Genomic DNA, 26,128 nt, shown 5'->3' with positions numbered 1-26,128 from the left:
ATGTGTGCAAAGCCTCTTTTTCTCTGGCTTTTTTGGTAAACTAATACAGAAGGCGGTTGCATCCAAGAAGCACTTTTTGATGGAGTTCTACTATTATAAAGCGCGCCTACAGCTCTGTTCATCCTGCCCTCTTATTTTAAGCAAGAGAGGAAGATGCAAATGAAAGAATTGCAGGAATTTTTATTTGGGCGTATTTGGCTAAGGGAATTCACGCCGTTTCCCAAAGAGGAAATCGACTCAGCTATTGAAGCTGGACTGATTCATGCAACAAACGGCATCAGTGCAAAAGGGGAATGCCGCAGGTGTTTAGAAACCTCCCAACAAAAAATTATCTCTTTTCCATGTGCCAAATGCCAAATGACTTGTTTTTATTGCCGGCACTGCATAAAAATGGGCCGCGTCAGTTCTTGCAGCGAACTGATCACTTGGGCGGGACCATCTCCGAAATCCTCAACACACCATTCGTTTACTTGGAATGGAAACCTCACTTCTTTACAACAAAAAGCAGCCGATGAAGTAGTAAACAGCCTGGCTGGGCAATCATCCCATCTTGTCTATGCAGTTTGCGGAGCGGGAAAAACCGAATTATTATTTCCGGCCATTTGGCAGGCGCTGCAACATGGCAAACGGGTCTGCCTTGCTGCACCGCGCACCGATGTTGTCTTGGAATTGTCTCCTCGCATTCGAGCGGTTTTTCCAGGGACGGTGGTTCATACGCTTTACGGGGGATCACCTGAGGAATCGGGTTTTGCCGAAATCGTCATCGCCACCACGCATCAATTGTATCGGTTCCAGGAAGCGTTTGATGTAATGATTGTAGATGAAGCGGATGCATTTCCGTATTCGTTCGATTTATCGCTTCAGCGGGCAGTCCAAAAAGCCAAAAAAGAAAAAGCGCCAATTGTTTATGTTTCCGCGACGCCCTCGAACCGTTTGCAGAAAACCGTCCCTAACCAATCGCGGATTTTTAGGCGGTTTCATGGCCATCCGCTGCCCATCCCGAAGTTCGTTTCATTATGGAGCTATAAAAAAGCGTTCGCTAAAAATAAAATCCCAAACAAGTTAGCCGTGTGGATCCGCCAAAAAATAGCTGGTGAAGAGCCATTTATGTTGTTTTTCCCGACGATTGAACTGATAGAAAACGTGATTCCTTTGATGAAAACGTTAGATTCCCGCATTGAAGCGGTTCATTCGCAAGATCCGCTACGAAAAGAGAAAGTTTTGAAATTGAGGAACGGGGAAATTCCAGGAGTGCTGACTTCGACCATTTTAGAGCGAGGCATTACCATTCCAAAAGTTCACATTGCCGTTATCGGGGCGGATGAAGCGATTTTTGAGGCATCCGCTTTGATCCAAATAGCGGGGCGCGTGGGAAGATCAGCGGACTTTCCAACAGGAGATGTGATATTTTTCCACAACGGCATAGCCAATCAAATGGACAAAGCAAAGCGCCAAATTGCTTCCTATAATAAAGGAGGGCAATGATGGATTGTTATTTATGCGGCCGTGCCATAACCGTGCAGCCAAGCTGGAGAGGCATTTTTCTGAATGAACTAACCCAAGTGGCCTGCAGCGTCTGCCAAAGCAAGTTTGAAAAAATTTCCGGAGACAGCTGTCCGATATGCGGATTTCCGGGAGAAGGCATGTGCCCGGATTGCCGAGTTTGGGAAACGACGGAGTATGCAGGTTTGATTCAATCCGGAAACTGTTTGTACCGCTACAATGAAGCGATGCAAGATTATTTGCATCAATACAAGTTTTTGCAAGACGTTGTACTGGCTGAAGTATTTGCAGCCGAGTTGCATAAAACACTCAAGCCAGTAAAATCCGCAATTGTTCCCATTCCCATGCATCCCGAAAAACTAAAAGCCCGAACCTTTTCCCAAGTGGATTGCCTGTTGGCTGCAGCAGGCCTGCCATTTACACATCTGCTCAAGAAAAGCGAAACGGTGCAAGGGAAAAAATCAAAGCAAGAACGGCTGTCTTCTGCCGCATTGTTCAGCTGGGATGGAAAAGAAGTTCCAGAAAAAGTGATTCTTGTCGATGACTTATACACAACTGGGACTACCATGCGCCATGCTGCAAAAGCATTAAAAGAAGGAGGGGCGAAAGAAATCCACTTGTTTTCGCTCATCCGCGGATAAAAGCCTCTGCATTTAATGCAGAGGCTTTCTTAGGTTCAGGCAAGATAGCCGTCTCCGCTTTTCTTATTGTCCAGAATCCAGTGCCTAGCTCTTCGGGTCATAAGCCATCCCGGCTGTGCGGCAAAGAACGCCGCTTCGCCGGTTTGTCTTATGCCTGTCAGAGCTGAACAGGCACTTCCGCTTTTCTTTGTCCAGACTCCGGCGGCTAGCCCCTCGAGACGCTTCGGTCGTAATTCATGGGAACCGCTGCTCCTGCAGCACTATGTGCTTCGTCGCAAAGCGATGGCCCAATTCCTTTGGTCCATCGCTTGCTTGTCGGGGCAAGACAGCCACCTCCGCTTTTCTCAATGTCCAGACTCCAGTGCCTAGCTCTTCGGGTCATAAGCCATCCCGGCTGTGCGGCAAAGAACGCCGCTTCGCCGGTTTGTCTTATGCCTGTCAGAGCTGAACAGGCACTTCCGCTTTTCTTTGTTAATGTTCGTAAATCATTTTTCGGGTCATGCCGCCGTCGATTGTCAAACACTCTCCCGTAACAAACGAATTCCGCGGGTCACACAAAAATAGGCAGGCACGTGCTATGTCGTCTACTTTGCCAACTCGTCCGCTCCAATGCTGGCTGTGGTCAACGTTTCGCAGCTCTGATTGTTCGCCGGTATGGATCCAGCCGGGGGCAATGGAGTTGACGCGGATTGCGTTTTCACTCAATGTGGCCGCCAATGAATGTGTCAATCCGTAAATGCCGCCTTTTGAAGCTGAATAGGTTTCAGTGTTCGGCTCCGACATGAAAGCTCGTGTCGATGCCATATTGACGATGGCGCGGAGATCCCCGTTCATATAACGGGCGGCTTCGCGGCTGCAAATAAACACACTTTTTAAATTAGTATCGAGGACATGGTCCCAATCCGATTCTTCGATTTCCCAAATGGATTTGAATTCTGAAATGCCGGCATTGTTGATCAACACATCGATATTTCCGTAGTCTTCATGGATTTTAGAAAAGACATTGATGACTTCATTGAAATTTCCGACATCGCAGCGCCTTGACTCGACTCCTTCAAGCGCGACGTCTTCCAAATCGAGTCCAATAACACGTGCACCTTCTGCTGCAAAATGTTGGGCAATGCTATTGCCAATTCCATTGGCGGCTCCAGTAACTACAACTAATTTATCTTTAAACATGGCTTCATCTCCTTATATTGTGTTTACCTGATTTAATATTCTGCAAAACTTTTTACGTTTTAAGCAGGATTAGATAGGGAACATAGAGAATGTAAAGAAAGATACAAAGAAGGAGGAGTTAAGATGCTACAATTTAATATTAAAGCAGATAACGTTGAAGTGACTCCCGCAGTCCGCGAGTACATTGAAAAGAAAGTGGACAAAATCGAACGCTACTTCCCAGAAGGCACTAGCGCTACTGCAATGGTTTACTTAAAAGCAATTAATCACAGCCAAACAAAAGTGGAAGTCACTATTCCAATGAAAAACTTAGTGTTGCGTGCTGAAGAACGGCACGATGAATTGTATGCAGCAGTAGATTTGATCGTTGGTAAACTTGAACGTCAAATTCGAAAATATAAAACAAAAGTTAACCGCAAATTCCGTGATCGTGATGGAATAGGTGTTGCATTTGCAGCAGCGGAAAACGATATAAGAAATCAAAACGAAGAAGCCGAAGAAGAGGAAGATTTGACAATTGTGCGTACGAAGCAATTTGATTTGAAACCGATGGATGAAGAAGAAGCGGTATTGCAAATGAATATGCTTGGCCATAATTTCTTTGTTTTCACCGATGCCGAATCTAATGGCACAAACATTGTTTACAAACGAAAAGACGGCAGCTACGGCTTAATTGAAACAAGCACGATGTAAATCGAAAAAATGCTTCTCTTATAGAAGCTTATAACAAAAGGCGCATTGGATTTATTCCATTGCGCCTTTTCACGTTTTTTTGAGGAGTTGTAATTTCGAAATATCACCGACTTTTCCATGTGCTGAGAATTGGATGTTTGCACGGTTATGTATGCAGTGTTAAAATAAAGAGTGAGTTTTTTGATGTAGTAGCGGTACGTTTATGTGGTTTTTAAAATTCCGAATTTTTTTGTTGCACAAAGAGAACACTATAAAAGCGAAAGCGATCCGGTCTCCAGTTTTGGCGCACCGGACACTATGCAGGGAGCGGTTATTAATGCTTGGAGTATTGAATAAAGTATTCGACCCGAACAAACGGGACTTGAAGAGATTTGAAAAAAAAGCAGACGAAATTGAAGCATTGGCTTCACAATTCGAAGCTTTATCTGATGAACAATTAAAAGGGAAAACTGAGGAATTTATAAAACGCCATGCAGCTGGTGAGTCGCTGGATAATTTATTGGTTGAAGCTTTTGCAACAGTGCGTGAAGCTTCGAAGCGCGTACTTGGAATGTTTCCATTCCGCGTGCAGATCATGGGGGCCATTTCACTTCATGAGGGCAATATTTCTGAAATGAAAACCGGTGAAGGTAAAACTTTGACTGCGACCATGTCGGTTTACTTGAACGCTATTGCTAAAAAAGGCGTCCATGTTGTTACGGTCAACGAATACTTGGCCAGCCGGGATGCCGAAGAAATGGGCCGACTTTACGAATGGCTTGGCTTGAGCGTCGGCTTGAATATGAACAGCTTGACCAAAGATGAAAAACGCGAAGCGTATGCTGCGGATATCACGTATAGCACAAACAATGAACTGGGCTTCGACTATTTGCGCGACAATATGGTTCTTTACAAAGAAGAAATGGTTCAGCGGGAGTTAAACTATGCCGTCATCGATGAAGTGGATTCCATTTTGATCGATGAAGCACGTACGCCATTGATCATTTCAGGGCAAGCTGCAAAAGCGGCCCAATTGTATATGCAAGCAAATGCGTTCACCCGCATGCTGACTAAAGAAGAAGACTACACGTATGATGAAACGACAAAAGGTGTTTTATTGACGGAACAAGGAATTGAAAAAGTCGAGAAAGCTTTCGGCATCGACAATTTGTTTGATATTAGCCATGTCCGTTTGAACCATGCCATCAACCAGGCATTGAAAGCACATGTAACCATGCACGTAGATGTGGATTATGTCGTGCAAGAAGGAGAAGTCATCATTGTCGACCAGTTTACTGGGCGTCTAATGAAGGGCCGCCGTTATTCGGACGGATTGCACCAAGCCATCGAAGCAAAAGAAGGGCTTGAAATCCAAAACGAATCCATGACCATGGCGACGATCACATTCCAAAACTATTTCCGGATGTACAACAAGCTTTCCGGTATGACAGGGACAGCCAAAACGGAAGAGGAAGAATTCCGCAACATCTACAACATGAACGTTATTACCATTCCAACTAATAAGCCGATTATCCGTGATGACCGCGTGGATTTGATTTATGCGTCGATTGCCGGAAAATATAAAGCGGTTGGAGACGATATCGCAGAACGGCATAAAAATGGCCAACCGGTTCTTGTCGGGACAGTTGCCATTGAAACTTCTGAAATTATTTCCGATTATTTGACAAAAAAAGGAATTAAGCATGCCGTGTTGAATGCGAAGAACCATGCGCATGAAGCGGAAATTATCTTGAATGCCGGCCAAAAAGGTGCAGTTACCATTGCAACCAACATGGCAGGGCGCGGGACAGACATTAAATTGGGCGAAGGCGTTATTGAAGCAGGCGGATTAGCAGTAATCGGTACCGAACGCCACGAATCACGCCGTATTGACAACCAGCTGCGAGGCCGCTCAGGGCGCCAAGGAGATCCAGGTGTCACTCAATTCTATTTATCGCTAGAAGATGATTTGATGCGCCGGTTTGGCTCTGATGCCATGCGCAACATGATGGGCAAACTGGGCATGGATGATTCCCAGCCGCTGCAATCAAAAATGGTGACGCGCTCTGTGGAATCGGCTCAAAAACGCGTAGAAGGAAACAACTTCGATGCACGGAAACGTTTGCTTCAATACGACGATGTATTGCGTCAACAGCGTGAAGTCATTTACAAAGAGCGTTTAGAAGTTTTGGAAACAGACAATATGCGTGGTCTAGTTGAAAAAATGATTGACGGCTCCATTGATCGCCTGGTATATACGCACACTTCTGATGAAAAACCAGAAGCGTGGAATTTGAAAACTCTTGCTGAAACCATTGCAGCGAATTTGCTTCCAGAAGAAACCATTACAGAAGCACAGCTGCAAGGAAAATCACAAGAGCAGATTATCGACTTGCTTAAAACCGAAGTCGTTAAATTTTACGACCAAAAAGAAGAAGAAATGTCACCTGAGCGTATGCGTGAATTTGAAAAAGTCGTTCTTCTCCGGTCAATCGATTCAAAATGGATCGACCATATCGATGCCATGGATCAATTGCGCCAAGGAATTCACTTGCGTGCGTATGGACAAAACGATCCGCTTCGCGAATACCAAAATGAAGGATTTGCGATGTTTGAAGCGATGGTGGAAGCGATCGAAGAAGACGTTGCCAAATACTCCATGAAAGCGGAAATTCGCAACAATTTGGAACGCCAAGAAGTGGCAAAAGGGCAAGCGGTCAATCCGAAAGAAGATGGACCGGCAGTGAAAAAGAAAAAAGAGCCAGCGCGTAAAGAAGTTGTAATTGGGCGCAACGATGCATGTCCTTGCGGCAGCGGCAAAAAATACAAAAACTGCCACGGGGCAGCATCATAATAAAAGCGCAAGCGCCCAACTCCAGCCCGGACAAACACTGGGGGTTGGACAATAAGCAAGACAAAAGACCGAAGAGCAATTGCTCTTCGGTGTTATTTTGAGGAGGAACATATACATGATGGACTTAGCAGACATCCGCAACGAGCTCGACAAATCAGCCAAGAAATTGGCGGACTTTAGGGGGTCTCTTTGACTTAGAAAACAAAGAGGCTCGAATTCAAGAATTAGATGAAATGATGATCGATCCCGATTTTTGGAACAACCAAGAATCCGCTCAAGTAGTCATTTCTGAATTGAACGGCTTGAAAGAAATCGTTAATACCTACCACGGCTTTACAGAAACTCAAGAAAATTTAGAAATGACGCTTGAGCTGCTTCGCGAAGAAGAAGATGCGGAGCTGCACGAAGACTTGAGTTCAGAAATGAAAACGTTCATGTCCGAATTGAGCGATTACGAACTGCAAATGTTGCTGAGCGAACCGTACGATAAGAACAACGCCATTTTGGAATTGCATCCAGGAGCCGGCGGTACAGAGTCGCAAGACTGGTGTTCGATGCTATTGCGCATGTACACGCGCTGGGCTGAAAAGCGCGGTTTCAAGGTTGAAACGCTCGATTACTTGGCGGGCGATGAAGCGGGAGTTAAATCCGTTACACTGGGCATCAAAGGCCATAACGCTTATGGCTATCTAAAAGCAGAAAAAGGCGTTCACCGGCTTGTGCGGATTTCTCCGTTCGACTCATCAGGGCGCCGGCATACGTCGTTCGTCTCGTGTGAAGTGATGCCAGAATTCACTGGCGAGATCGAAATCGATATCCGGACGGAAGATTTGAAAATTGATACGTACCGGGCAAGCGGCGCCGGCGGGCAGCACATTAATACGACGGACTCTGCTGTACGGATTACCCATTTGCCGACAGGAGCTGTCGTTACGTGCCAACAAGAACGTTCACAGATTAAAAACCGCGAAAAAGCGATGCAAATGCTGAAAGCAAAATTATATGCGCTGAAAATTCAAGAGCAAGAAGAACAATTGCTTGAAATCCGCGGTGAACAAAAAGAAATTGGCTGGGGAAGCCAAATCCGTTCTTATGTGTTCCACCCATATTCCATGGTCAAAGACCACCGGACAAGTTTTGAAACAGGAAATCTGCAAAACGTTATGGACGGAGACATTGACGGGTTCATCAATTCCCTTCTGCGTTCTAAAATGCAATAAGATTAACATAAGAGCCTTGAAGCTTTATTTGCTTCAAGGCTTTTTCTATCCCCGCTTCACCCGGATGAAGTTCACAATCATGCTGCCATTTGTTATACTCTGACAGGGCTAGAGTGAACATAGAATGGAAAGAGGCAGTTACAAATGAATAAAAAACAACAACGCGGCCATAAAGAACCGCATCCGGTCATCTCCGCTGTCTTAGATTACGCTAGCGTAATTATTGGAGCGGCAATCGTCGCCATTTCATTTAACGTGTTTTTGCTGCCGAACGAAGTTGCATCCGGCGGCGTCAGCGGCATCAGTACTATTTTAAAAGGGCTCTTTGATTGGAAGCCGGCCTTTGTCCAATGGGCATTTAATATTCCGCTGTTTATTGCAGGTGTTATTTTACTGGGCCGGAATTTCGGTATCAAAACAGCGGTTGGGACGATCTTTTTGCCGCTTGTCGTGTATTTGACGGAAAGCTGGGAACCATGGACGTTGAATCCGCTTCTTGGCGCGTTATTCGGCGGAATTATGGTCGGTTTGGGGCTTGGCATCGTATTTCGTGGGAAGGCTTCGACGGGCGGAACCGATTTAGCAGCGCAGATTATTACCAAGTACACCGGATTGACACTCGGCACAAGTATTGCATTAATTGATGGTTTTATTGTGCTGGCTGCAGCAATTGTATTCGACATCGAAAAAGGCCTTTATGCTTTGGTTGGGTTGTATGTGACCACGAAAACCATTGATTTGGTGCAAGTTGGATTCGGCCGTTCGAAAATGGTCTACATCATTACGAACAAACAAGTGGAAATTCGAGATGCCATTTACGACGAAATTGACCGCGGCGTTACCAAGTTGACCGCAACCGGCGGCTACACGGATTCAGAAAAGCCAATCATCATGGTGGTCGTGCATCAAACGGAATTTACGCGCTTGAAGCAATTGGTGAAATTGATCGATCCGTCAGCGTTTGTCATCGTTTCCGACGCATCCGAGGTCCTCGGCGAAGGTTTTAAACGACCTTAAATTTGGTATACTTTATAATAGTAGAGAAAACGACTTAGGGAGGCAGCTTGGATGAAAAAAGGACTCATGGCGTTATTGTTTGGATCGTCACTTGTACTGGGGGCTTGCGGCGGCGGAGATTCGGCTGAACCGGCACCAGCACCAGAAAAAGGCGGCGGTTCAGGGGACTCTTCAGTAGATGCAGAGCAAGTTGTTCAGCAAAATTGCATTTCCTGCCACGGTGAAAACTTAGAAGGATCAGGCAATTTTCCGGCGTTGAACAATGTGGGATCACGGCTGTCACAAGATGAAATTCGAGAAGTCATTGATAACGGGCGAGGCGCAATGCCAGCAGATATCATCCAAGGCGAAGAAGCGGATGCAGTTGCTGAGTGGCTTGCAAGCAAAAAGTAAACCGGCTGAAAAGCCGGTTTTTTTGATGCGCAAAATTTCACCCAATAACAAAAAGTTATTTTTAATTACAAAAAACATAAGCAAAAAAGTACAAGAAAAATACCGAGTTTCATACTTAAGGCACATGTTATATGACAATAACAAAAAGAAATGAAACATAACTGTAATAAAAAAAGAGGTTTAAGGTGTTATAATATATCAGTCGGAAATTTTTAATGAAAAAAGCAAATTGGAGTTATTCCAATAAAATAGGTGGTTAAGAAAAATGATTCAAATGAAGAATGTTTATAAGAAATATCCGAATGGAATCGTTGCTCTAAACGGACTGAATGTTGAAATAGAGCAAGGCGAATTCGTATATGTCGTAGGGCCGAGCGGCGCCGGGAAATCGACATTCATTAAGATGATGTATCGTGAAGAACGTCCTTCTTCAGGGCAAATGTTAATAAACGGTGTGGATCTTGCAACACTTAAAAATAAAAAAGTTCCGTTGCTGCGCCGCCAAATCGGTGTTGTGTTCCAGGACTTTAAATTATTGCCAAGATTGAATGTATATGAAAACGTGGCATTTGCATTGGAAGTAATTGAAGAAACGCCAGAAGTTATCCGCAAACGGGTAATGGAAGTGTTGGATTTAGTAGGATTAAAACATAAAGCGCGGATGTTCCCGACTGAATTGTCCGGCGGGGAACAGCAACGGGTATCGATTGCCCGTTCAATCGTCAACACGCCGAAAATTGTGATTGCCGATGAACCGACTGGAAACTTAGATCCTGAAACTTCGTGGGATATTATGAATTTATTTGAACAAATCAATGCGAAAGGCACAACGATTTTGATGGCCACGCATAACCGTGAAATTGTAAACGCGATGAGACACCGTGTAATTGCGATAGAAGGCGGCTTGATTGTTCGGGATGTAGCTGGAGGTGACTACGGTTATGAAGGGTAGAACTATAACGCGCCATTTCAGAGAAAGTTTGAAAAGTCTAGGGCGCAACAGCTGGATGACATTTGCATCTGTAAGTGCTGTAACGGTAACCTTGTTGTTAGTCGGTGTGTTTGTCTTAATCATGATGAACTTAAACAAAGTAGCCGATGATTTAGAGAACGATGTAGAAATCAAAACTTTCGTTTCGTTAGAAGCTGATGATGCAAGAACAGAAGAACTGAAAACAGCCATTCAATCCATGTCGGGTGTAGAATCCGTTGAATTTTCAACAAAAGAAGCCGAGTTAACGGATTTGGTTATGGATTTTGGCGATGAGTTAAGCTTATTTGAACAAAACAATCCATTGCTTGACGTGTTTTATGTAAAAGCAACAGATCCACAAAAAACTGAGCAAGTGGCAACTGAACTTGCAAAACTTGATGGCATCGAAGACGTGAAATACGGAGAAGGAAAAATCGAAAAACTGTTCAACGTATTGAACACCGGCCGCAACGTCGGTTTAGTATTGATCCTTGCATTGTTGTTTACCGCAATGTTCCTTATTTCAAACACGATCCGCATCACAATTGTCGCAAGACGGCATGAAATTGAAATTATGAAATTGGTAGGGGCAACCAACTGGTTCGTCCGTGTGCCATTCATTCTAGAAGGCATGTGGCTTGGGCTGCTGGGATCGATCATCCCGATTGCTCTCGTATCGACGCTTTATTACCAAGTTACGGATTTTGCACAACCGAAATTGAGCGGAGAAATGATTCAATTGCTTGATCTTACTCCATTCATTTATCAAGTAAGTGCATTGATTTTAGTGATGGGCGTATTCATCGGAGTATGGGGCAGCTTTATGTCCATCAGAAAGTTCTTACGAATTTAAGCAATCTGTATTATAATAGAAAAAAATTAGAGAGAGAAAAGAACGTAAATCCGAAAGGGGAAAACGAACTTGGGCTCGAAGTCAAAATGGATGTTGTCTGGAGTTTCCGCCGTACTCGCCTTAACGTTGCTGATGCCATCTGTTAATGCCAGTAAGTTGAGTGAACTGGAGCAGAAACAACAGGAAATGAAAGAGCAAAAAAGCGAATTAAATTCCAGCATTCAAAATAAAGCTGAAAAAATCAACAAAAATGAGTCGAAATTAGAAAAGCTTATGGGGAAAATCAAAGAATTGAACCATAAGATTGATGAAACTTCAGCGAAAATTGAACGGGTGCAAGGTGACATCAACGTGACCAAAGAAGAAATCGATGAGTTGAAAAAATCGATTGAAGAGTTGGAGCGCAAAATTGCAGAGCGGGAAGAATTGCTGAAAGAACGTGCCCGCGCCATTCAATTGAGCGGCGGCTCCGTGGATTACGTGGACGTACTGCTTGGAGCAAATAGTTTTGTCGATTTCATCGACCGTTTTTCTGCGGTGAATACATTGTTGGAAGCGGACCGCGAAATCATGCGTGAACAAGCGGAAGACAAAAAAATGCTGGCAGAACAAAAAGCGCAAGTGGAAGAAAAGCTTGCAAAACAAGAAGAACGCCGAGCGGAATTGGAACAGCTTAAATCTTCATTGGACGGCCAAAAGAAAGAACAAGCCGGCTTAGTGGAAGAGTTGAAAGCAGAACAAAGACGTTTGGCAAAAGAAAAATCCAGTCTTGAAGACAAGCGCAACGACGTCATCAAGATCAGTGCCGATCTTGAAAAGAAAGTGGCAAAAGAGCAAGCGCGCCTAGCTGAAATTGCCAGAAAAGCGGAAGAAGCGGAAAAACGCAGATTGGCAGCTCAACGTAAAGCCGACGCGGCTTCTTCAGCTAATACGTATGTTGCAGCAGCTCCAACAGGATCTGGATTTATCAATCCAGCTTCGGGAAGACTGACTTCAAACTTTGGCGGACGCAACATTGGTGCAGGAAATGAAAATCATCGCGGCATCGATGTCGCTGTCGGCATGGGCACACGCGTTTCTGCATCAGCTGCAGGGCAAATATCATACGCAGGGGCAATGGGAACATACGGCAACGTCGTTATGATCACCCATTCGATGAATGGCCAAATGTACACGACCGTCTACGCACATTTAAGCCAAATTCATGTTTCGGTTGGACAATCTGTTACCCAAGGCCAGCAAATTGCAGCTTCGGGAAGCACAGGCCGCTCTACCGGCCCTCACTTACATTTTGAAATTCATATTGGGCCATGGAACAGCGCACGTTCGAATGCGGTCAACCCAATCAATTACATCAACTAGAAATAATGCCGGTATCCTTGGATGCCGGTTTTTTTATGCCCCGGCAAACAATTTTCGTTGCAGGCCAATAGTGGAATCAGTGCGGTGATTTATCGTATGATGAAAGGGAACGGAGTGAAAAGAGATGTCGAAAAAAATACTGGGCTTGTTGTTGATTGCGGTTTTAATTGGAGCGGCAATTGCAGGAGTTGTCAAAAATAACATAGAAAAGAAAGAAACGGAAAGCACCGTTTCCATTGGTACGGATGTAGAGTTTCTTGCGACAAAAGAAGGCTTGGCAAAAGGAGAAATTGCTCCTGATTTCGAATTGGAAACGTTAGAAGGCGAACCGGTCAAACTTTCGGATTATCAAGGAAAAAAAGTGATCTTAAACTTTTGGGCTTCTTGGTGCCCACCTTGCCGTGCGGAAATGCCGCTGATGCAAAATTATTACGATGAAGTGCAAGGCAAAGACATTGAAATTTTAGCCGTTAATTTAACAACGGAAGACCGTGGTATGAAAAAAATAACGAACTTTGTTGAAGCAAACAAACTCACATTTCCGATTCCATTGGATAAAGAGGGCAAAATTGGCGATATCTATCAATCTGTAACGATTCCGACCACTTATATCCTTGATGCGGAAGGACGTGTGCAAAACAAGCACATTGGGCCGATGGATGAAAAGACGATGAGGGATTACATTTCGAATTTGGAATAAGGGGATGATTGCATGCGTTCGATCGAAACAATTTCAGTTCAAACAGCTAAATTAAAAGAGCGGAACATACAGCCAAAAGTGATGCCAGTTTACCAAACTTCAGCTTTTTCTTTTTCTTCCTTAGAGGAAATGGAAGGTTATTATGATGGCAATGGCACCTATTTGTATTCGCGTACTGCCAATCCAAATACAGACGCACTTGGCCAGGCGGTTGCCGATTTGGAAGAGGCGCCAAGTGGCGTAGCCGCTTCTTCCGGTATGGCTGCGATCTTTGCCGGCCTATTGTCTGTAGTCAGTACAGGGGACCATATTCTAGCTGCTGAGGATGTGTACGGCGGGACGTTTCATTTATTAAAAGAAGAACTCATCCGAATGGGCATTCAGGTTCATTTTGTCGATTTTTCATCAAGAGATGCAATTGAACAGGCGTTGATCGATTTTCCGGAAATCAAATTAGTTTTCAGTGAATCGATTACCAATCCTTTTTTGCGGCTCGAGGACATTCCGGCGTTATGCCAGTTAAAAAAGCAGTTTGATGTTAAAGTGATGATCGACAATACATTTGCAACTCCTTACACGGTTAAGCCTTATGGCCTTGGTGTTGATTTGGTGGCTCATAGCGCCACGAAGTATTTAGGCGGGCATGGCGATGTAACGGCTGGAGTCTTGGTCGGCGATGCTGATTTACTTGCCAAAGCAGAAGAGCGAATCTCAAGTCTCGGAATGAATTTGAGCCCTTTTGAAGCATGGCTTACGGTTAGGGGAATTAAGACGTTGGCGCTGCGGATGAAAGCTCAAACGGATAATGCGCGCTCGATTGCAGCGTTTTTGAAAGGAAAAGCACGCGTTTGGTACCCCGGAAAAGGGGCTATCGTGACGTTTGAATTGCCGGAAGATGCAGATGTGTACCGATTCTTTTCATCGCTAGGCTGGATCGAAATTGTGCCGACATTGGCGGGCGTGGAAACGACGGTTTCTTATCCATATGGCACTTCACACCGAGCACTATCCGATGAAGAAAAAGAAAAAATTGGAGTGACAAAAGGAATAGTCCGCTTGTCAGCGGGAATTGAAGGAACGGAAGATATATTGGAGCAATTGGCTGCTGCATTCGAAGAACTGAAAAAGTAGTGCAGCATCCTGGTTTTCTTTGGTACAATGATAAGAAACGTGTGTTGCCGGCGATGGGAAGGTGTAAAACAAGTGATAGTTGATGCGTTGCTCGACATAGGAAGATTTTTTATCAATCCGGTTTTTTACATAGCGCTGCTCGTATCTGTTCTTTTGGGATACTTCCGGGTGAAAAAAGAACGGAAACTGTTTAGGACCCGCATTGTGTGGGGATGGACTGAATTTGTTGGCATGTTAAAAGACGGATGGCTCTTTGCGTTGATTTTATCCATTCTTTTTGCGGGAATCGGTTTAACGGTTCCGGTTGAATGGCTGATTGCATTAAGCATCGTAAGCATTGTGGTAATGATTTCTGGTTATTATCACGTAGGTTCATTTGTTTACTTGGCTTTAGGAGCAGTTGTACTCGGCTGGTTGATGAAGGCAAATGGCTGGTCCCTGAATTTTGGATTTTTAACGTACAATGGATACGCCATTTCGTGGGAATGGCTGCTGCCGGTTGCTTTGATAGCCGGAGCGGTTGTCGCAGTGGAAGGCTGGCTCATCCAAAAACGCGGGGAAGTTTCCGCTTCTCCTGATCTTCAAAAATCAGCACGCGGAATGACGGCTGCTTTTTACACAGCTAAACGGCTATGGCTTCTTCCAGTATTATTAGTGGTTCCGGGTTCGCTTCTTGAATCGTATGCACCGTATTGGCCGCAATTGCCAATTGGAGAAAGCAGCTTTTCATTGATGTTATTTCCAGTCGTTTTCGGTTTTCAAAGCCGAGCCCGAAAAACCTTGCCTGTGTATTTGTTTCCGGTGATTGGAAAATGGGTTTTATGGTTAGGCGGCGCTATAGCCGTTTTAGCTTTAGGTTCACTGTTATGGGCGCCGATGGCATTGGCGGCGCTCGGCATTGGCGCAGCTGGCCGCCTGTTTATTACCATCTATTTTGTAATGAAAGAAAGACAAGGCAATAATGCAGTGGCTCCTCAAGCGATTGGCGTCATGATTGTCGACGTTCTTCCTGATTCACCTGCCGATAAAATGGGTCTAGTGCGCGGAGAAGTCATTCGGAAAGTGAATGGCTTGACGGTTTCCAACGAAACGGAACTATACGAAGCGATTCAAGTGAATGCCGCTCATTGCCGATTGGAAGTGCTTGACCATAACCGCGAAGTTCGGCTTCGCCAGCATGTGATTTTCCGGCATGACCACCACCGGCTAGGTTTGATTATAGCCAATTAAGGAGACCAAAAATGGAATCGATCGTCACGAAATTTTTATTGTCTTTACTGGTTCCGGGGCTGCTCGTAGTGCTGTTCACGAGAGTGACTTTCCACCATGTTGTTGGGCTGGTCTTGACGGTTGCATTAATTGCGGCCGCTGTTTACGCAGGGTACACGAATACGTGGTTTCTATACGTCGTTAACGCCGCTTCTTTGACTGCAGGATTTTGGTATTCAACAACGATGTTCAATAAACGCAAAAAAGCCGAATCTCATGAAAATGAGTGACGGCTTTTTCTTTTGGTTTCATTAAAATAATAAACTGTAAATCGCCAGTACGGCTATGGATCCAAGGACAACGACCATGACGTTGGCGCCGGCAAACGCCAGAGCGAATGCAGCGATTGCGCCGATGATCCCGAACCAGATGTCTTCTTGAATAAAAAACACAGCCGGAAAAATAAGAGCGCCGAGAACGGCAAACGGGATGTTGCGCAGCACATGTTGGACAGGAGCCGGCAGTTCCCGGCCTTCCAGAAACGTCAGCGGAACCGCGCGCGGGATGTACGTGACGACGGCCATACCTAAAATCATCCACCAAAACCAGGATTCCATTATGCTTTCACGCCTTTCAAAGTAATAAGTTCAATGATGATGGCAGAAGCGAGCGTCGAAACCATAATTGCCCAGCCGGTCGACAGCCATTCGGTAAAAAAGAACAACGAGTTGATAAGCGCAGCGATCACAGCCAGGCTTACTACTTTCCGGTTGCCGCGCATAGAGGGGACAAGCAGCCCGATAAACATGGCGTACAGCGCAATCGACATGGAGAGCTGCAAAAATTGCGGCAAGTTGGCGCCGATCAAATGGCCGACTGCGGTAAAGAGCACCCAGCTGCCGTACGAAATCAAAATGACGCCGGCAGCAAACGGAGTCCGGAGCCTGCCGCCGGATTGAGTGGCCAAAACGGAAAAGGATTCGTCCGTGATGCCAAACGCGTAAAGCGCTTTTTTCCACCGGGCATCCGGCTGCATCTTTTCATTCAGTGCCGCCGTCATAAGAAAATGGCGGATGTTGACGATGAACGTATTGATTACAATGACTGCCGGAGAAACTCCCGCTGCAATCAAGGAAAGCGATATGTATTGAGCGGCTCCCGCAAACACGAAAATGCTCATTGCCGTTGCTTCAATAATGGAAAGCCCCGTTGTTTTGGCAAGCAGGCCAAACGTGATGGCGATAGGGAAATAGCCAATGGCAATGCTAGTCCCAGCTTTCAGGCCAGCAGAAAACCCGCGTCCGTCCAATTTCCTCACTCCTTAATTAAAATTATTTCTCTTTTCCAAAACGGGATAAAGAGTGTAAAGTAATTATAATAGCATATCATAAAATCAAGCAGTATAAAGGATGGAAAATATGACTGATTTTCTCTCATGGGAGTATATATATGAACTGACTCAATCTTACCGGGCGCTTGGTCCCGTTATCGGATTTTTGCTTCTATTTGTTGAAGCATTTCTTCCTTTCTTGCCGTTGTTTGCATTTGTGGTTGCCAATGCGACGGCTTACGGATTCTGGTTTGGATTTTTGCTGTCCTGGGCTGGGACGGTCGCGGGCTCTTATGCAGTATTTTTAGTAGTCCGGAAATTCGGTCAAGCCCGCTTTTTGAATTTTATGACCCGGCATAAAAAAGTGCAGCGGCTTATCCACTGGGTAGAGCGAAATGGATTTGGTCCGCTTTTCTTGCTTCTCTGTTTTCCGTTTACGCCTTCTGCTCTGGTTAATTTAGTGGCAGGCCTCTCCAATCTTCGCCGGCATTATTATTTGCTGACGCTCGTAGCTGGCAAATTTGTCATGGTATTTGTCGTGACCTTTGTTGGCTATGACATCCGTGCGTTATTCACCCAGCCAATCCGGACGGCAATTGTAATCGTGGTCATTGCGCTGCTCTATATTATCGGCAAAATTCTTGAAAACCGGATGAACAAAAAAGCGGAAGACGATTTTCGCAGAGCGGCCGAAGACCTTAAAAAGCAAAAACAGTAAATACGCTTAAGTGGCTATTTTAATGCTTTTCCTATAAAATTAAGAACAAACGTTCTACAAACAGAGAGGTGATTTTGTGTCTTTACGAGTCGTATATGGACGCGCTGGTTCTGGAAAGACCCGGTTTATGCAAGAAGAAATCGTTGAAGAACTGAAACGCCAAGCAGATGGCGGCTCGATTTTCCTCATCGTGCCTGACCAAATGTCGTTTTCAACGGAGTATAGTTTGTCGACCGCTGATGGCATGAAAGGAACCATCCGGGCGCAAGCCATGACGTTCAAACGGCTGGCCTGGCGGGTGCTGCAGGAAGTGGGGGGGATCAGCCGCAAAGAAGTCGATCTGTTCGGTTACCGGATGCTGATTCGCAGCTTGCTGGAAGAACACAAAGAAGATTTCCAGCTGTTCCGCCGTGCTGCTGGCAAAAGAGGCTTTACCGACCAAGTCGAGCAATTGGTCAAAGAATTTTCGCGTTATTGCGTGGACTGCGGGGAATTGGTGAACATCCGTGCGTCGTTGACCGAAGCGGGAGCGCCGAGAACGCTGCTGGACAAAGCGACGGATTTGGAATTGATTTTGACGGAAATCGAAAGCCGGCTTGGCAAAGTGTTTGTCGATTCCGAAGGGCATCTCGCTTTATTGTCTGAAAAAATCCGACACTCGGATATCGTCAAAGATGCCGTCATTTATTTAGATGGCTTCGTGACGTTTACAGCACGCGAGTTTGAAATTATTTTCGAATTGATGAAATATGCTAAGTCGGTGACAATCGCGTTGCCAATGGACAGCGGGACCGACCCGAATGATGAGCAAGCACTGTTTTATCAAGCGGCGTTAACTGGACAGCGCCTTGTTGACCAAGCGCGCAAAGACGGCGTCGAAGTGGACCATTCTGTTTATCTGCAGGAACAGCGCCGTTTTAACAATTCCGATCTTTTGCATTTAGAAGAGCATTTTGATGATTACCCGCTGCAAAAAACCGAATCGTCAGGCCATGTTTCCATCATTGAATCCGCCAACCGAAGAGCGGAAATGCATGCGGTGGCGAGAAACATCCGGAATCAAATACGAACTGGGATGCGCTATAACGAAATCGCCATTTTGTACCGGGAGCCGGAAGCGTACGACGAATTGATCAATACCATTTTTCCTCAATACGATATTCCGTATTTTATTAGCCGAAAAAAATCGATGCTGCATCATCCGCTGATCGAATTCAGCCGCTCGGTTTTAGAAGCAGTGCTGTCTAATTATGCCTATGAACCGGTATTTCGCGCGGTCAAAACGGATTTGTTTTTCCCCGAAGGCAGTGTGTCGAAATGGCGCGAAAGAAGCGACGTTTTAGAGAATTTCATCATCGCAAACGGCATTTATGGTGAACGCTGGTTTGAAGAAAAACGCTGGTTTTATAAAAAATACCGCGGATTGGAATTCCATACCGGCATCCAGACAGATGAGGAACTAGCGATGCAGATGGAATTGCATGCCATCCGTGATTTGATCCGCGAGCCGCTTGCCCGTTTGAAAGACAGGCTGGACCATTGCGTTACTGGAAAAGAAATTGCAGAAGCGTTGTATGTCTTTATTGAAGAGCTGGATGTCTACGCAAAAATTCAGCATTTGAAAGAGCGAGAAGAATTCGAACACCGCTTGCTTGCAGCAAGTGAGCATGAACAAGCCTGGAACCAATGGATCGGCGTATTGGACCAGTTTGTGCTGATGTTTGGCGACAAAGAGCTTGACCTCGCGACAGCAGTGAAAATTTTGGACGAAGGATTTGAAACGCTGGAGTTTTCACGGATTCCAACTTCCCTCGATCAAATTACCGTGTCTAAAATTGATTTGGCAAGGCTGATGGGCATCAAATCCGTCTTTGTCATCGGTGCAAACGACGGCGTTTTGCCAAAGCGGATCGAGCAAGAAGGCTTGCTGACCGATACCGACCGCGAATGGTTTGCGCGAATTGGGATTGAGTTGGCGCCCACTTCGAAAACCCGTCTTATGGACGAAACGTATATGGTCTACCGGGCATTCACGTCCGCTTCTGATTTGCTGACGGTTTCTTATCCGATCGCCGATGAAGAAGGGAAAGCGCTGCTGCCTTCCTTGTACATTCCGAAATTGCTGGATATGTTCGGCATTGAAGCGGACCTTGCCGTCATCGACCCGGAAGAATTAAAAGAAGCATCCCATTTGGATTATATTTCGCACCCTAGAGCGGCTTTGTCGTATTTGACGTCACAGCTGCGCGGCGGAGATTTGAAAGCCGAGTGGCGTGCAGTGTTGGCTTATTACCAGGAAGATCCTTTTTGGTCTTCGGTCATCATGCGGCTTCAAGAGCCGTTAAAGCCGAATAACGCGGAGACGCTGCGCGAAGATGTGGCTGAGCCGTTATACGGTACGCCGATTTCTTCAAGCGTATCGCGGGTTGAAACGTATTTTGGCTGTCCGTTTGCACATTACGTGGCGTATGGCTTGCGGCTTGAAGAGCGCAGCCAGTATAAGCTGGCGGCTCCTGCAATGGGTGATTTGTTTCATGCCGCCATCAAATGGATTTCCGATGAAGTCAACCGGCTTGATGTGTCATGGTCCAGTTTATCGCAAAAGCAATGCCGGGAATTGGCAAAACAAGCGATGGAGCAATTGGCGCCTTATTTCGTCAACCACATTCTCATCAGTTCGCACCGCTACCGGTATATTCAGCACAAATTGGAAGGGATTATCCGGCAGACCGCTTTTATGCTCAGCAAACACGCAAAAGTCACCGGGTTTGCACCAGTTGCGCTCGAAGTCGGCTTCGGCCCGAAAGAAACGATTCCCGCGCTGGATATCGAGTTGAAAAAAGGCCGGAAAATGAATGTGAGAGGCCGGATCGACCGCATTGATTCCACAGAAATCCACGGCAAACCGTATATCCGCATTGTCGATTATAAATCGTCCAAGCAAGGATTGGATTTAAGCGATGTTTACCACGGCCTGGCGCTTCAGACATTCACGTATTTGGATGTCGCGTTGACGCATTCGGACCGCTGGCTCGGCGAACAAGCGGAACCGGCAGGCGTCCTTTATTTCCATATGCACAATCCGATGCTGAAATTGACGAAATTGATGACAGCGGAAGAATTGGAAGACGAAGTCGCCAAGTCGTTTAAAATGAACGGCCTCGTAGTGGAAGACCCGGACGTCATCCACGCCATGGATGAAGAAATTGACGGCTATTCAAATATCATCCCCGTGCGGCTGAATAAAAACGGGAGCATTTCAAAATCCCAGTCAAAAACAGTCCTTAAAGAAGACATGGAATCAATCCGGAGATTTGTCCGGAACAAACACCAAGCTGCCGGCAATGGCATTTTGGATGGGGATACCCGGATTATTCCGTACAAAGTGAAAGAAGACACACCTTGCCAGTTTTGTTCGTACCGGTCCATCTGCCAGTTTGATCCGGCAGACCCGGACCAATCGTTCCGGAAATTGCCGGCTTTGCCTGCGGATAAAGCAGTCGAACTGATAAGAAAGGAGGCGGCAAGCGATGATTCCGATAAAACCAGCTGACGCTACTTGGACTGATGAACAATGGCAGGCAATTTGGGCGAAGGGGCAGGACATGCTCGTTTCTGCTGCTGCCGGTTCTGGCAAGACCGCCGTCTTGATTAACCGGATGATTGAAAAAGTGCTGGATGAAACCGATCCGATTTCAGTGGATGAATTGCTGGTGGTGACGTTCACCAATGCTTCGGCTGCTGAAATGCGCCACCGGATGTCCGATGCACTGGAAAAAGCGATGATCGAAAATCCGCAGTCCAAACATTTGCGCAAGCAGCTGCGTTTGATCAATAAAGCCCAAATTTCGACGCTGCACTCGTTTTGCCTGCAAGTGGTAAAGCAATACGCGTACCTACTTGAAATCGATCCCGGTTTCCGCATCGCCAATGAAACGGAAGCCGCACTCTTGCGGGACGATGTGGTGGAAGCGGTATTGGAAGCAGCGTATGAAGGAGAAAAGGCGGAGGCTGTCTACCGATTGGCAGACAGTTTTACGTCTGACCGCAGCGATCAGGCGATGGAAGTGCTGTTGACGAAACTCTATGATTATTCCCGGGTGCACCCGGATCCTGACGAGTGGCTGAAGCATGTGCCCGCTCTTTACGAGGTGCCACCCGGCGCTTCGATTGATGAATTGCCGTTTATCGATGATTTGAAGATGACAATCCGCCATGCGCTTGAAGAAGCGCTGCATTTAGCGCGAGAAGGCAAAGAACTCGCGCTGGATCCGGAAGGGCCAGCGATTTTAGCCGATACGTTTGCCATGGATGCTGTTGTCATCGATACGGCAATCGCCAATTTAGAAGATTCATGGGAAAGCGTTTATGCGATGGCCCGCTCGTTCACATGGCAAAAAGCAGGGACAATTCGGAAAGACTCGTGCGATCCGGCTTTGGCGGAGGAAGCAAAAGCGAAACGCAATCAAGTGAAAAAAATCGTCAATGACATTTTCGATGCATATTTTGTCCGGTCGCCAAAACGGCTGCTTGATGAAATGCGGGAAATGGCGCCGCTGATGCAAACTTTAGTGGAATTGACGCAGGCTTTTGCAGAACAATACAAGGCATTGAAAGTGGAGCGGGCGCTTGTCGACTTTTCCGATTTAGAGCATTACGCGCTGCAAATTTTATCAGACGATGGCAAGCCTTCCGCAATCGCTGAAGACTACCGGAAACTTTTTAAAGAAGTGCTGGTCGATGAATACCAGGATACGAATATGCTGCAAGAAACTATTTTGAATCTCGTGAAATCCGGAAACGAAGCGAACGGCAATTTGTTTATGGTTGGCGATGTCAAACAGTCCATTTACCGTTTCCGTTTAGCAGAGCCGATGCTGTTTTTGGGCAAGTATGGCCGTTTTGGAAAAGAAACGGACAATACAGGGCTTCGCATCGATTTGAATGCCAATTTCAGAAGCCGGGAAACGGTTTTGGACGGCACCAACTTTATCTTTTCACAAATCATGGGTGAACGGGTCGGGGAAATCGATTATGACGATGCGGCTGCGTTAAAAGCGCTGGCGCCTTATGACGGGGAGCATCCGCCAATTGAACTGGCATTGATTCACGAACCGGAAGGCGAAGAAGAAACGGCGGCTGACGACGATTTTGAAAAATCGAAATGGGAAGCCCGCTATATCGCCGGAAAAATCCGTGAACTGATAGAAGAGGAGACGCTAGTCTTTAATCCGTGGAAACAAACGCAGCGAAAATTGGAATACAGTGATATTGTCGTCTTGATGCGTTCCATGACATGGTCGGGAGACTTTGTCGATGAATTCAAAATGGCAGGCATACCACTATACGCGGAACTAAGAGGCGGCTATTTTGACGCCTTGGAAGTTATGATCATGATGAATACGCTGCGGGTGATCGATAACCCGTACCAAGACGTTCCGCTCGTCTCCGTGTTGCGGGCGCCGTTTATCGGTTTAAAGGAAAATGAATTGGCAGAAATCCGTTTGGCAGCACCAAACGCCACGTTTTACGAAGCTGTTAAAATGTTTATCCGCTCTGGTACCGGCATTGATCCGGCAGCTGCGGAAAAACTTCAGCGATTCGTGCTGCGGCTTGAAGATTGGCGGAATTTGGCGCGCCGCGGCTCGCTTTCCGAATTGATTTGGCAAGTGTATTTGGATACCAATTATTACGAAATGGCCGGGGCGATGTCGAACGGCAAACAGCGTCAAGCGAATCTTCGCGCATTGCATGACCGGGCATTGGAATATGAAAAAACGTCTTTCCGCGGCTTGTTCCGCTTTTTGCGTTTTATCGACCGCATGAGAGAACGCGGCGATGATTTAGGTACGGCAAAATCGTTGAGTGAAAAAGAAAACGTCGTGCGCTTGATGACCGTCCATAAATCGAAGGGCCTCGAGTTTCCGGTTGTTTTTGTTGCAGGTATGGGCCGGAACTTTAACGAAATGGATCTCCGGAAATCCTATTTATTCGACCAGGAATATGGACTTGCGGTAAAAGCGGTCAATCCGGAAACGCGCATCGAGTACACATCATTGCCGTTTTTGGCTGTCAGAGAAATAAAAGAACTGCAGATGAAAGCGGAAGAAATGCGCGTGTTGTATGTAGCGATGACACGAGCCAAAGAACGCTTGTATTTAACCGCTTCTGTCAAAGAAACAGAAAAGCTGTTCGAGAAATGGAAAGTCGCTTCCAAAGAACAGCGACTTCCTGACTTTGTCCGGTCGCGCGCCAAAGGCTATCTGGACTGGATCGGGCCGGCTTTGTCCCGCCATCCGGATGCAGCAGAGACGCTGAATCAAAACGGCAATATGCTGCCTCACGCATCGCGTTTCCATATCGATGTGATTGAAACGCGTTCCCTTCTGCCTACAACCTTGGATTTTACGCAATTAACAAGCGTGGCGGAAGGGGAGGGGAATTTCACGGAAGAAATCCATAATCGTTTTGACTATCGGTATCCATTTGAGCACGCGGTGGAAAAGCGCTCGAAGCAATCGGTTTCGGAAATGAAGCGCCTGCAGATGCTGCAGCGGCTGGATGAACCGGAATCGTTCATTCAAACGGCAACGGCTGAACGGAAAACGCTTTTCACTCGTCCAGACTTTATGCAAGAAAAACGGTTGTCAGCGGCAGACGTGGGAACGGCAGTCCATGCGGTCATGCAGCAAATTCCGCTGGACCGAAAATTATCCGCTCCTGAAATCAAGGAATTTGTCGAGACTTTGGTCGGCATGGAGATTTTGTCGCCAGATGAAGGCAAAGCGGTGCGGATTTCGGAAATCGAACGGTTTTACGACAGCAAAACGGCCGATCGGCTTATGAAAGCTAAGCAAATCAAGCGGGAAGTGCCGTTTACGTATGCCAAAGAAGACGAAGAAGGAGACCGCCAAATCATCCAAGGGATAGTGGATTGCCTTTTTGAAGAAGAAGACGGCTGGGTGCTGCTCGACTATAAAACGGACCGCATCGGGCAATTAGCAGATGTCCAAAGCGAAATGGCTGCTCGGTATACAGTACAGTTAGCGGTCTATCAAGATGCGGTGGAAGCGATTTTGCGCATACCGATCACTGAACGGCTGTTGTATTTGTTTGCAGCGGGCAATGAAGTGAAGATTTAGGGGGATTCGATTGAAATTACAACCTGTAGCATTAACCGAGCGAGTGGAAGCCATTGACTTAATGAGAGGTTTTGCACTCCTGGGCATATTGCTGATTAATATGCTGACTTTCCATTCGCCATTATCTTACGTAGATCCATATTCCTATTTCGATCAACCGTGGGACAGTGAAATCTATGCGTTTATTGATATTTTTATTCAAGCGAGTTTTTATCCGCTGTTTTCGATGTTATTTGGCTATGGATTGGGTATACAATTTTTGAGAGCGGAAGCAAGACGGCAGCCATTTATGCCAATGGCAGTCAAGCGGCTGCTGGTTTTGCTGGCGTTCGGAATCATCCATGCGTTTTTGATTTGGTATGGAGATATTTTAATTACGTATGCCATCATGGGTCTTTTGCTGCTCGGCATGATCCGGCTTCCTTCCAAAATGCTTTTAGGGTTAGGGGCGGTTATATACATCCTTCCACACCTGTTGATTCTGCTATTGATGTTTGTAGCAGTGGCGGCTAATCCGAATTTTTATACGGGCATTCAAGAGGTTCAAAGTTCGATTGATGCGTATTCGGCGGGAACGTTCGCAGATATTTTCAGCCAGCGATTAAGCGATTGGCTGTACAGCAACGGACCGTTTAATTTTGTGATTTTGATTGTTACAATCTTGCCGTTTTTGATGGCAGGCGTTGCAGCAGCAAAATGGCAATTGATTGAACGCACGAAGCAATACCGCAAATTATGGGTGTTTCTTGCCGTTGGTTCATTGGCGATTGGATTGCTTTTAAAAGCAACGCCATATTTCATCGACAATAACTACGCTTTTGTGTATTTGCAAGATATTTTTGGCGGACCGCTTTTAGCCCTTGGCTACGCATCCATCATTACGTTGATTGCGCAGTCCGGCGGTGTACGAAAAGTTTTGCAGCCGATTGCAAAAGCAGGAAGAATGTCTCTCACCACTTACATTGCCCAATCGATAATTGCGACATTTATTTTTTATTCTTATGGATTGGGATTGTATGGAAAAGTGGATCTTTTGACAGGTACGTTGATTGCGGCCGGAATTTTCGTCATTCAACTTATTTTTGCCGAGGTGTGGTTCATGAAATTTTCTAAAGGGCCGCTTGAAATGATTTGGCGAAGATGGACATACGGAAAAAATATTGAAAAAAGCAACAATTTAAAACGCTGAATGTGTATAATGAATGGAATCAAAGAAAAGGAGTGTTTAATG

Annotated in this window: 21 protein-coding genes; 18 read left to right on the top strand and 3 right to left on the bottom strand. The window is 45.9% G+C overall.

All coding sequences use genetic code 11. The annotated features are described in order from the left end of the window. Positions 1 to 159 precede the first annotated feature (159 nt). Both ACRRQV_RS06215 and ACRRQV_RS06210 read left to right on the top strand, forming a co-directional pair. Positions 160 to 1,485, top strand: a complete 1,326-nt coding sequence (locus ACRRQV_RS06215; protein ID WP_432528777.1) for a DEAD/DEAH box helicase — start codon at positions 160 to 162, stop codon at positions 1,483 to 1,485. Then, positions 1,485 to 2,144: a ComF family protein gene (locus ACRRQV_RS06210; protein WP_432528776.1), complete on the top strand. Its 660-nt coding sequence runs from the start codon at positions 1,485 to 1,487 to the stop codon at positions 2,142 to 2,144. Before ACRRQV_RS06215 ends, ACRRQV_RS06210 begins: the two co-directional genes overlap by 1 nt. A gap of 471 nt (positions 2,145 to 2,615) precedes the next feature. Here the strand turns inward: ACRRQV_RS06210 and ACRRQV_RS06205 are convergent, their stop codons facing one another. Next, a complete protein-coding gene (locus tag ACRRQV_RS06205; protein ID WP_432528774.1) occupies positions 2,616 to 3,323 on the bottom strand; it encodes an SDR family NAD(P)-dependent oxidoreductase in 708 nt (235 codons plus the stop codon). 123 nt (positions 3,324 to 3,446) lie between these two features. Here ACRRQV_RS06205 and hpf point away from each other — a divergent pair, with 123 nt between their 5' ends. The 12 genes from hpf (at position 3,447) to ACRRQV_RS06145 (ending at position 15,997) form a co-directional block, all read left to right on the top strand. Further along, positions 3,447 to 4,016: a ribosome hibernation-promoting factor, HPF/YfiA family gene (gene hpf, locus ACRRQV_RS06200; protein ID WP_432528772.1), complete on the top strand. Its 570-nt coding sequence runs from the start codon at positions 3,447 to 3,449 to the stop codon at positions 4,014 to 4,016. 316 nt (positions 4,017 to 4,332) lie between these two features. Continuing rightward, positions 4,333 to 6,849, top strand: a complete 2,517-nt coding sequence (gene secA, locus ACRRQV_RS06195) for a preprotein translocase subunit SecA (RefSeq protein ID WP_432528770.1) — start codon at positions 4,333 to 4,335, stop codon at positions 6,847 to 6,849. A 118-nt stretch (positions 6,850 to 6,967) separates the two neighbouring features. Then, a protein-coding gene (gene prfB / locus ACRRQV_RS06190; RefSeq protein WP_432529478.1) for a peptide chain release factor 2 occupies positions 6,968 to 8,069 on the top strand; the annotation gives its coding sequence in 2 pieces (ribosomal slippage) (positions 6,968 to 7,039 and positions 7,041 to 8,069; 1,101 coding nt in all). Positions 8,070 to 8,213: 144 nt separating this feature from the next. Then, positions 8,214 to 9,086, top strand: coding sequence for a YitT family protein (locus ACRRQV_RS06185; RefSeq protein ID WP_432528768.1), 873 nt, complete (start codon positions 8,214 to 8,216; stop codon positions 9,084 to 9,086). A 51-nt stretch (positions 9,087 to 9,137) separates the two neighbouring features. After that, entirely contained in the window at positions 9,138 to 9,479 is a 342-nt protein-coding gene (gene cccB / locus ACRRQV_RS06180) for a cytochrome c551 (RefSeq protein WP_432528766.1), read from the top strand. 265 nt (positions 9,480 to 9,744) lie between these two features. Next, the gene (ftsE, locus tag ACRRQV_RS06175; protein ID WP_432528764.1) at positions 9,745 to 10,431 is read left to right on the top strand and encodes a cell division ATP-binding protein FtsE; all 687 of its coding nucleotides are present in this window, start codon (positions 9,745 to 9,747) and stop codon (positions 10,429 to 10,431) included. Next, positions 10,421 to 11,305 (top strand): permease-like cell division protein FtsX, encoded by an 885-nt coding sequence (gene ftsX, locus ACRRQV_RS06170; RefSeq protein ID WP_432528762.1) that lies wholly within the window; start codon positions 10,421 to 10,423, stop codon positions 11,303 to 11,305. Before ftsE ends, ftsX begins: the two co-directional genes overlap by 11 nt. A 90-nt stretch (positions 11,306 to 11,395) precedes the next feature. Next, positions 11,396 to 12,667 (top strand): murein hydrolase activator EnvC family protein, encoded by a 1,272-nt coding sequence (locus ACRRQV_RS06165; RefSeq protein WP_432528760.1) that lies wholly within the window; start codon positions 11,396 to 11,398, stop codon positions 12,665 to 12,667. 124 nt (positions 12,668 to 12,791) lie between these two features. Then, a complete protein-coding gene (locus ACRRQV_RS06160; protein ID WP_432528758.1) occupies positions 12,792 to 13,367 on the top strand; it encodes a TlpA disulfide reductase family protein in 576 nt (191 codons plus the stop codon). 12 nt (positions 13,368 to 13,379) lie between these two features. Then, positions 13,380 to 14,498, top strand: a complete 1,119-nt coding sequence (locus tag ACRRQV_RS06155) for a trans-sulfuration enzyme family protein (RefSeq protein WP_432528756.1) — start codon at positions 13,380 to 13,382, stop codon at positions 14,496 to 14,498. 72 nt (positions 14,499 to 14,570) lie between these two features. After that, positions 14,571 to 15,728, top strand: a complete 1,158-nt coding sequence (locus ACRRQV_RS06150; protein WP_432528754.1) for a PDZ domain-containing protein — start codon at positions 14,571 to 14,573, stop codon at positions 15,726 to 15,728. Positions 15,729 to 15,739: 11 nt separating this feature from the next. Then, a complete protein-coding gene (locus ACRRQV_RS06145; RefSeq protein WP_432528752.1) occupies positions 15,740 to 15,997 on the top strand; it encodes a DUF2198 family protein in 258 nt (85 codons plus the stop codon). A gap of 21 nt (positions 15,998 to 16,018) precedes the next feature. On the opposite strand, the gene ACRRQV_RS06140 is transcribed toward ACRRQV_RS06145, so the two are convergent. Both ACRRQV_RS06140 and ACRRQV_RS06135 read right to left on the bottom strand, forming a co-directional pair. Next, positions 16,019 to 16,324 carry an AzlD domain-containing protein gene (locus ACRRQV_RS06140; protein ID WP_432528750.1) on the bottom strand — a complete coding sequence of 102 codons (306 nt, stop codon included), beginning with the start codon at positions 16,322 to 16,324 and terminating at the stop codon, positions 16,019 to 16,021. Continuing rightward, complete coding sequence (locus ACRRQV_RS06135; RefSeq protein WP_432528748.1) at positions 16,324 to 17,016, bottom strand: AzlC family ABC transporter permease; 693 nt, start codon at positions 17,014 to 17,016, stop codon at positions 16,324 to 16,326. Before ACRRQV_RS06135 ends, ACRRQV_RS06140 begins: the two co-directional genes overlap by 1 nt. Before the next feature lie 109 nt (positions 17,017 to 17,125). Between ACRRQV_RS06135 and ACRRQV_RS06130 the strand changes: the two genes are divergently transcribed. From ACRRQV_RS06130 to ACRRQV_RS06115, 4 genes are all read left to right on the top strand, one after another. Next, positions 17,126 to 17,755, top strand: coding sequence for a TVP38/TMEM64 family protein (locus ACRRQV_RS06130; RefSeq protein WP_432528746.1), 630 nt, complete (start codon positions 17,126 to 17,128; stop codon positions 17,753 to 17,755). 76 nt (positions 17,756 to 17,831) lie between these two features. Next, positions 17,832 to 21,308, top strand: a complete 3,477-nt coding sequence (gene addB / locus ACRRQV_RS06125; RefSeq protein ID WP_432528744.1) for a helicase-exonuclease AddAB subunit AddB — start codon at positions 17,832 to 17,834, stop codon at positions 21,306 to 21,308. Then, positions 21,286 to 24,897: a helicase-exonuclease AddAB subunit AddA gene (addA, locus tag ACRRQV_RS06120; protein ID WP_432528742.1), complete on the top strand. Its 3,612-nt coding sequence runs from the start codon at positions 21,286 to 21,288 to the stop codon at positions 24,895 to 24,897. The genes addB and addA overlap by 23 nt, the downstream gene beginning before the upstream one ends. A gap of 10 nt (positions 24,898 to 24,907) precedes the next feature. Next, positions 24,908 to 26,086 (top strand): DUF418 domain-containing protein, encoded by a 1,179-nt coding sequence (locus tag ACRRQV_RS06115; protein ID WP_432528740.1) that lies wholly within the window; start codon positions 24,908 to 24,910, stop codon positions 26,084 to 26,086. Positions 26,087 to 26,128: the final 42 nt, after the last annotated feature.

Source organism: Planococcus sp. YIM B11945 (assembly GCF_050864155.1).
GTDB lineage: Bacteria > Bacillota > Bacilli > Bacillales_A > Planococcaceae > Planococcus.
This window is presented reverse-complemented; position numbering and strand designations above follow the sequence as displayed.

Coding starts and splice junctions, on each gene's coding strand:
- addA (WP_432528742.1), top strand. CDS start 21,286: ATGATTCCGATAAAACCAGCTGACGCTACTTGGACTGATGAACAATGG.
- ACRRQV_RS06160 (WP_432528758.1), top strand. CDS start 12,792: ATGTCGAAAAAAATACTGGGCTTGTTGTTGATTGCGGTTTTAATTGGA.
- ACRRQV_RS06205 (WP_432528774.1), bottom strand. CDS start 3,323: ATGTTTAAAGATAAATTAGTTGTAGTTACTGGAGCCGCCAATGGAATT.
- cccB (WP_432528766.1), top strand. CDS start 9,138: ATGAAAAAAGGACTCATGGCGTTATTGTTTGGATCGTCACTTGTACTG.
- ACRRQV_RS06145 (WP_432528752.1), top strand. CDS start 15,740: ATGGAATCGATCGTCACGAAATTTTTATTGTCTTTACTGGTTCCGGGG.
- ACRRQV_RS06165 (WP_432528760.1), top strand. CDS start 11,396: ATGTTGTCTGGAGTTTCCGCCGTACTCGCCTTAACGTTGCTGATGCCA.
- ACRRQV_RS06215 (WP_432528777.1), top strand. CDS start 160: ATGAAAGAATTGCAGGAATTTTTATTTGGGCGTATTTGGCTAAGGGAA.
- ACRRQV_RS06210 (WP_432528776.1), top strand. CDS start 1,485: ATGGATTGTTATTTATGCGGCCGTGCCATAACCGTGCAGCCAAGCTGG.
- hpf (WP_432528772.1), top strand. CDS start 3,447: ATGCTACAATTTAATATTAAAGCAGATAACGTTGAAGTGACTCCCGCA.
- ACRRQV_RS06140 (WP_432528750.1), bottom strand. CDS start 16,324: ATGGAATCCTGGTTTTGGTGGATGATTTTAGGTATGGCCGTCGTCACG.
- ACRRQV_RS06185 (WP_432528768.1), top strand. CDS start 8,214: ATGAATAAAAAACAACAACGCGGCCATAAAGAACCGCATCCGGTCATC.
- ACRRQV_RS06130 (WP_432528746.1), top strand. CDS start 17,126: ATGACTGATTTTCTCTCATGGGAGTATATATATGAACTGACTCAATCT.
- ACRRQV_RS06155 (WP_432528756.1), top strand. CDS start 13,380: ATGCGTTCGATCGAAACAATTTCAGTTCAAACAGCTAAATTAAAAGAG.
- ftsE (WP_432528764.1), top strand. CDS start 9,745: ATGATTCAAATGAAGAATGTTTATAAGAAATATCCGAATGGAATCGTT.
- ftsX (WP_432528762.1), top strand. CDS start 10,421: ATGAAGGGTAGAACTATAACGCGCCATTTCAGAGAAAGTTTGAAAAGT.
- secA (WP_432528770.1), top strand. CDS start 4,333: ATGCTTGGAGTATTGAATAAAGTATTCGACCCGAACAAACGGGACTTG.